The sequence below is a fragment of the Lachnoclostridium sp. genome, from assembly GCF_031997925.1.
Lineage (GTDB): Bacteria > Bacillota > Clostridia > Lachnospirales > Lachnospiraceae > Lachnoclostridium.
The window spans coordinates 72,936-80,542 of record NZ_DAMADT010000022.1; the positions used below are offsets into that span (position 1 = coordinate 72,936).

A 7,607-nucleotide genomic window follows, 5' to 3' on the forward strand; every position below is an offset into this window, starting at 1 on the left:
GTTATCTAACCCTCTTATTCATGATGAGGAAAAGTTCGCAAAGCGAGCTTTTCCTTATATCCATAATTATTCTACTGTCACAGATTTTGCTAAATTACGTGGCTGATCAACGTCTAAACCTCGGGAAGCAGAAGTATAATAAGCAATCATCTGTAAAGTAACGGCTGCAGCATATGGAGTAAAAATATCCTCTGTAGTCGGAATATTAATACGAAAATCATAGAGGGAGCTTTCGATTGCTGCATCCGTTGTTGTAATGCAGATAACCATAGCACCTCTTGCACGTACTTCTTTCATATTAGAAACCATCTTCGATAATACATTGCCTTGAGTAGCTAATGCGATGACAGGAATACCTTCCGTAATTAAGGAAAGAGTGCCATGCTTTAATTCGCCAGCAGCATAAGCTTCGGAATGAATATAGGTAATTTCTTTTAGCTTAATAGAGCCTTCGCAGGCAAGCGCAGAATCCATACCGCGACCTATGAAGAATAGATTTTCTGTATGGATAAGTTCCTTACTGATTTTCTTAAAGTAGTCAGCTTGCTTTAACACTTCTTCAATTGCCGGTACAACACCGTACAATGTTTGAAGGTAATTCGATACCTCATGTTTAGAAAGGCAGCCTTTTGCATATGCAAAACGGAAAGCTAAGATATAGAAGGCAGAAAGTTGAGCAGTGTAAGCTTTGGTACTTGCAACTGCGATCTCTGGACCTGCATGTGTATAGAAGACATAATCACTTTCTCTTGCTATAGCGGAGCCCTTTACATTTACAATGGATAGAGTCTTTGCCCCTATCTCATGAGCAAGTCTTAATGCCGCTAAGGTATCTGCAGTCTCTCCGGATTGAGAAACTGTAATTACTAGAGTATTCTGATCCATAATTGGATCCTGATAACGAAATTCTGAAGCAATATCAACGGTTACTGGAATGCGGAGAAGGCGTTCTAATAATACCTTACCCATCAGTCCTGCATGCATAGCAGTTCCGCAAGCGGTAATGATGATACGATTGATACCAGAAAATAAGGAATCCGGAATATTATCACAAGCTAAGTCTGGAAGAAGATATTCTTTTTTCGATTCTTCCTCTGTATACTTTTTGATTCTAGGAGCAATCGTTCGTGTAATTGCTTCTGGTTGTTCATAGATTTCCTTTAACATGTAGTGCTTATATCCATTCTTTTGAGCAGCAGACATATCCCAAGTAACACTTAGCATTTCTGGTTCTACGAGCTCTTGGTTTAAATCGGTAAGTGTAATAGATGTCTTGGTTAGCTTAGCGATATGAAATTCAGGCAATATGAAATAATCCTTCGAATAACGAAGCAATGCTACCATATCCGAAGCAACTACGGAGCCTTGTTCTGTGCTACAAGCAACAAGTGGGCTACCTTTTCTTATGCAGTAGATTACGTCAGGTTGATCTGAAAATAAGATACAGAATGCGTAAGCACCTTCCAATTTATCAACGGCTGCCTTAATCGTTTGATAGGCATCGCCGTGATATAAACTATCGATAAGCATTGCAGCTATTTCGGTATCTGTCTGAGAAATTGGTTGGCGTCCACCGAGTTTAAGCTCATGTTCCAGCTCATGATAGTTTTCAATAATACCATTGTGAATTAGTGTAACCTTTCCACAGGAATGTGGGTGAGCATTTACTTCGGATACTCCACCATGAGTAGCCCATCTGGTATGCCCAATACCACAAGAAGAGACAAAGGTAGCCGGAACTTTTTTCTTCAAAGAGGCTACCTTTCCTACGGATTTGATTACATGAATTCCTCCCTCCATAAAACATGCAATCCCTGCACTGTCATAACCGCGATACTCTAATTCTCCGAGTCCCTTAAGCAGTACCTCGGCCGAATTTAAGTGCCCGGTAAATCCAATAATACCACACATAAAAATTCTCCTTCTTAATTTAGTTGTCAAAGTACATTTACATTGTTGTTTGATAGTACTGCTGTTGTGCTGCAGTTACCTGCCATTTTTTCAGTACCTTACGCACTCAAACCGCACGAGAGAGCATCCGCCGAAGATTCGCTAACTCCCTACCTCGTTAACCTCTATATTTCCCGTCCAATAGAGGTACATGGCGCTAATTTTATTTCCTATTTGTTTGGAAAAGACATTTCTGTCGGATTTTTGTCTTGGACTGACATCAACATTCTACAAGAAAGTCATCGGAAAGTCAACAATCGTATTTATAAGTAAATGTGCAATTCCGGTACCTTTTTGTTATTCCTCTTTGGGATGGTACACACTTGCATTTCTTAGCGAATAATAGCTACAAGATTGTACTTATTCAATATCAATGAAAAAAACCAAGGTAGTGAAATAAAAGATATCTTCAAAAAAACTGGAGTATTCTTTATGAATACTCCAATATCATCATATGAAACTATGATTATGCATGTGCAGGTTTATTTAAATTGATTTCCCCTGCATAATTTGTCTGGAACATTTTACGAACTTCTTCCTCATCCTTTGACTGGCCAAGTGCCCAGATAAGCTTTGTTACAGCGGCTTCTGTAGTCATATCGTAAGCTGGAATGACACCCTGCTTTAGCGCTAACTGACCTGCCTGATAGATGGATAAGTCACTTCGCTCATAAAGACACTGACTTGATATAACAATAGGGATTCCGGCATCTACTAGCTTTTTTAGTTTCTCCATAAGATTTCGATTTACAAAATGTAAACCACCGGAGCCGAATGCCTCTATAACAATGCCTTTATAGTTCATCTCTACCAGCATATCAAATATTTCTGGATTTAATCCAGGAGTTAATTTAATTAAAAATACATCATTGCAAAGATTTTCTTTATAAACCACTTTCCCGGTTATTGGTTGTATTGCATTCGTATTAATATTGAATCCATTGGCGTCAATGGTTGCAACCAATGGATAGTTAACGCTTTCAAAAGCATCAAAGCCTGTCGTACGAACTTTAACAGCTCGACAGCCTAAGATAACTTTCCTATGAAATGCAAGATAAATTCCAGGGATTCCTGTTGCAGCCATCGCAAGCGCATACCGTAAATTATCCATAGCATCCGTAAGTGGATGTGTAAGTGGTAGCTGAGAACCAGTAAATACCACTGGTATCGGTAGGTTCTTTAACATAAAGGAAAGAACGGAAGTGGTATAGGCCATTGTGTCAGTACCATGAGTAACTACGATTCCGTCGTAGGAGTTATTGTTATCATAAATATTTTTAGCGATGTACATCCATTCTTCTGGCTGTATGTTGGAGCTATCTAAGTTTAAAATGTCCTTAATAGTGATAAGGTAATTTTCTGAAATCCCAGCAAGATGACCTCCAAGGTCTGAGCCACTTAAGCCCGGAGCAAGACCTTCGTTACTGCTAAGAGAGGCTATTGTGCCACCTGTCGTTAATATTAATATACTTTTCTTTGTGTCCATAATTATCCTCAATATTGATCAATATTTCTTGGTTCCATTTTGGTTAGAACCTAATTATCACGATTACTATCATATCTACTATAGAAGATTTAACCTAAATATGCAATGGTTTTCGATGCCATAAAGTCGAAGGAAAAACGGAGATTTGCTGACTGGAAAAGATTGACAATTATTTTCCGATTCGTTAGTATTAACATGTATTAATCTTATGTTGAAGTTTTGGAGGGAGTATGAAAACAAATCTACGATATCTGAGGATAATTGGGCAAATAATGACTCTTTCGTTTCTTTTGTTAGGATGTGGAGTATGTACAAATCAAACAGGAGTGTTCACTCTTTCTGTAAATACAGATATACAGATTGTTTCTGAAGACAAGGATAATAATAGCTTGTTAGAAGACATGCCGGAAGCGGGAGTAATAGCAAGATATGATGTTGGTTTTAAGGAAGAAATACAATCTTTATGCTCCAATGAATTATATGTTACCAATATACAAGGTATTCAAGTGAACGGAAAATTGGAAAAGGAAGCGTGGAAGATTAAAGAGAAAGATAAAGAAAAAGAAGGCAGTGCAGAACAAGTAAGTAAACAGGAAGTTAATATGAAAGAGGAGGATAACAAGGAACAGGAAGATAACAAGGAAGAGAAAGTTAAAGAGGAGCCGGAAATAGATCAACAATGCATGGTTACTTTACTAGCAGTAGGAGATAATCTGCTCCATCAGAAAGTAATTGATAGCGGTAAGATGAAAGACGGAAAGTATAATTTTGACCATTTATTTAAACAATTGTCTGAAGATATTAAAGCAGCAGATATCGCGGTGATTAATCAGGAGACGATTTTGGGTACGAAAAAGATGGGATATAGTGGATATCCAAGATTTTGTTCTCCAACAGCGGTGGGACATTCTATTACTAAAGCTGGTTTTGATATTGTTCTGCACGCTAATAATCATACGATGGATAGAGGAGTTGAAGGGATTCTTACGACACTAAATTATTGGGAACGATACCCTAAGATAACTCCATTAGGTATATATGGATCGACGGAAGATGCGAATCAGATAGCATATATTGAGAAGAACGGGATTACTTTTGCCTTCTTAAATTATACTTATGGACTGAATGGCAACACTCTACCATTGTCGAAATCCTATCTTGTCAATATGATGGATAAGAATAAGCTAAAAGCGCATTTAAAGGAAGCTAGGAAGAAAGCTGATTTTGTAATTGTATTTCCTCATTGGGGTTCAGAATATGTTTATAAAGCTAATAAGTATCAAAAAGAATATGCAACATTTTTTAACGAACAAGGTGTGGATCTCATTATAGGTTCACACCCACATGTACTACAACCAATAGAGTGGTTTGAGGGAAAGAACGGGCACAAGACGCTAGTTTATTATTCACTCGGTAATTATATCTCAAGTATGGATTATACTGACCGTATGCTTGGTGGTATAGCGAATGTTACTATTGTGAAGGATAGGGAAAAAACATATATCAAAAAAGCATCCATAACACCCATTGTGACACATTATGAACGCGGTGGAAATCATAATTTTACGGTATATAAATTATCTGATTATACACAAAAGCTAGCGTCGAGACATTACATATTAAAAGGCAAATGGGGAAAAGATTTCTCTTTAAAAACATTAGAAAAACTTGCGAATGACATAGTTGGTGACTTCATAGAAAAAAGATCGAAAAATGTCAATTAATTAACGATTGTTGCTATTTGATCATTTTCGTATATAATTAAATTCCGAACGGATATTGTATTTAACTGACCGTAATAAGGAGGGATTTTTTATGGCAGATCATGTAGTATATGAAGCGAAAAGATGTTTAAATTGTAAGAAACCACTTTGTATGACTGGTTGTCCAATCAGCACACAGATTCCTACTATGATACAAGAGTTTTTAAATGGAGGTATTGCAAAAGCCGGTGAGATGGTTTTTGAAAATAATCCTCTTTCTATCGTTTGTTCCTTAGTGTGTGACCACGATAAGCAATGCGAGGGTCATTGTATTTTAGGCAAAAAGGGTATGCCGGTACACATTAGTAGTATAGAAAATTATATTTCCAGTACTTATTTTGATCAAATGAAGCTAGACAGAGAAGAGAAGAAGAATAAGCGAGCAGCCGTTATAGGTTCAGGTCCTGCTGGTATTACGATCTCTATTTTATTAGCGAAAAAAGGGTATGATGTAACCATATTTGAAACAAGAGAAAAAATAGGTGGAGTTTTACGCTATGGTATTCCAGAATTCCGTCTTCCAAAGAAAATTCTTGATAATTACAAGAAGAAAATGCTAGAGTTAGGAATTAGATTCCGTCCTAATACTACAATCGGTGGTGCTATTGGTATTGATGATTTATTCCGTGATGGCTATTTAGCAATATTTGTTGGTACTGGCGTTTGGAGACCAAATGCGTTACACTTAAAAGGAGAGACTCTTGGTAATGTTCATTATGCAATCGATTATCTTGTAAACCCAGACTCCTTTGAACTTGGGGACTCTCTTGCCATCATTGGCGCAGGAAACTCTGCGATGGATGTTGCAAGAACAGCAATCAGAAAAGGAGTTAAGGAAGTTACAGTATATTCTCATCGTGAAGAAATAAAAGCAAGTGTCCATGAAGTAGAATATGCAAAAATAGATGGTGTTAACTTTGAAACTTGCAAGTCTACAGTTGAATTAACCGAAGATGGTCCTATTATGAATACAGTAACCTGGGATGAAGAAGGTAACATGGAAATTGTAGAAGGAAGTGCAAAGCTATATCCTGCACAATCTATGATTATCGCAATTAGTCAAGGACCAAAGGATAAGATTGTTTCCACAACAAAAGGTATTGGTGTAAACCAGAGAGGATTAATTGTTACGAATGAACAGGGAGAAACCTCACGCCCTGGTATATTTGCATCTGGAGATGTTGTAAATGGTGCAAAGACCGTAGTAGAGGCGGTACATTATTCAAAAAAGGTAGCAGAAGCCATGGATGAATACATGAGTAAACTATAATTCATGGAAGTATGCAAAGGAGGATAAGGGATGTTAGGTGTAAGCAACACAAGTGTTATGAACATGGAAAATGCTATTCGAGGTGCAAGAAATCCAATGAATAGCTGGGCAAGAATGGATAGTTACTATAATGATGCACATGAGTACGTTTTAGGTGAAAATGATTTAAACCTAGCGAAGCGTCTATGTGGGGCAGGTACCGATCACCGTAAATTTATTCGACAGATTCTTGTATCAGTAGATATTACCGCACCATTATATTGGTGGAAAGAATATGATACTTACAAGGTAGCAACTGTAGCAAACTCTACAAGTACTATGCATAAAATCCATAGTAAGCCATTTGAACTTGATGATTTTAGTCATGACCATATGACTGAAGAATCCAAAGAAAAATTCCAAGGCTATATTGATTATATGGAAACAATTCGTCTAAAATATGTAGAGACAAAGGATAAGGCGTATTGGTATGATTTAATTCAGCTTTTACCATCAAGTTATAATCAGTTACGTACTTGTACCATGAATTATGAGACTTTAGGGAATATCTATCGTGCAAGAAAGAATCATAAACTAAAGGAATGGCATACTTTTTGTGATTGGATTAAAGCACTTCCTTATGCTTCAGATTTAATAACATTTACGGATGGTGAAAAATAACTTATTAATAAGCTACTGTAAATGTAATGATAGAGACAATAAAAAAATAGATATAATGAAGTAATAATATAAGAAGTTATTAATTATATGAAGGGAGCGTCGCAAAATAGCTGATTAATAGCTATGGAGTGACGCTCCCCTGTTCATTGTAAGAAAAAAAGATCTTTGCTACATAGATGATTGCTCATCTATGTAGCAAAAGCCCCTTTTTATTCATAGGAAGGAAACGTTCTGCTTTTTGTTACTTGAATGAATGACGGGGGATGGAAGTTCGCCCAGTGGGGAACAATTATTAGAAGCGATCTCTGATAGACATGCATACCCACCCCTACTCATTTAATAAATAGTAAAATTCTATTTATAAGTAGTATAAATGATATTATTAGAAAAACTAAAAAAGTTGAAATAAAGTGTTGACATTCGAGTTTGAAGGTGATACACTAAATAAGCTGTCGCTGAGAGATAACTGAATTGTATA

5 protein-coding genes are annotated in these 7,607 nt (G+C 36.7%); 3 read left to right on the top strand and 2 right to left on the bottom strand.

All coding sequences use genetic code 11. The features are described 5' to 3' along the window. Positions 1–66 precede the first annotated feature (66 nt). Together glmS and RTP52_RS14035 are read right to left on the bottom strand one after the other, a co-directional pair. Positions 67–1,911, bottom strand: coding sequence for a glutamine--fructose-6-phosphate transaminase (isomerizing) (glmS, locus tag RTP52_RS14030; RefSeq protein WP_312106540.1), 1,845 nt, complete (start codon positions 1,909–1,911; stop codon positions 67–69). Positions 1,912–2,416: 505 nt separating this feature from the next. Next, positions 2,417–3,436, bottom strand: coding sequence for an asparaginase (locus tag RTP52_RS14035; protein ID WP_312106542.1), 1,020 nt, complete (start codon positions 3,434–3,436; stop codon positions 2,417–2,419). A 230-nt stretch (positions 3,437–3,666) separates the two neighbouring features. Here RTP52_RS14035 and RTP52_RS14040 point away from each other — a divergent pair, with 230 nt between their 5' ends. The 3 genes from RTP52_RS14040 to RTP52_RS14050 all read left to right on the top strand — a co-directional run bounded on the left by RTP52_RS14040 (position 3,667) and on the right by RTP52_RS14050 (position 7,129). Further along, on the top strand, positions 3,667–5,160 hold the full coding sequence (locus RTP52_RS14040; RefSeq protein WP_312106543.1) for a CapA family protein: 1,494 nt from the start codon (positions 3,667–3,669) through the stop codon (positions 5,158–5,160). Positions 5,161–5,251: 91 nt separating this feature from the next. Then, the gene (locus tag RTP52_RS14045) at positions 5,252–6,469 is read left to right on the top strand and encodes an NAD(P)-dependent oxidoreductase (protein ID WP_312106545.1); all 1,218 of its coding nucleotides are present in this window, start codon (positions 5,252–5,254) and stop codon (positions 6,467–6,469) included. Between the two features lie 30 nt (positions 6,470–6,499). Then, positions 6,500–7,129, top strand: a complete 630-nt coding sequence (locus RTP52_RS14050; protein WP_312106546.1) for a hypothetical protein — start codon at positions 6,500–6,502, stop codon at positions 7,127–7,129. The last annotated feature ends 478 nt before the right edge of the window (positions 7,130–7,607 follow it).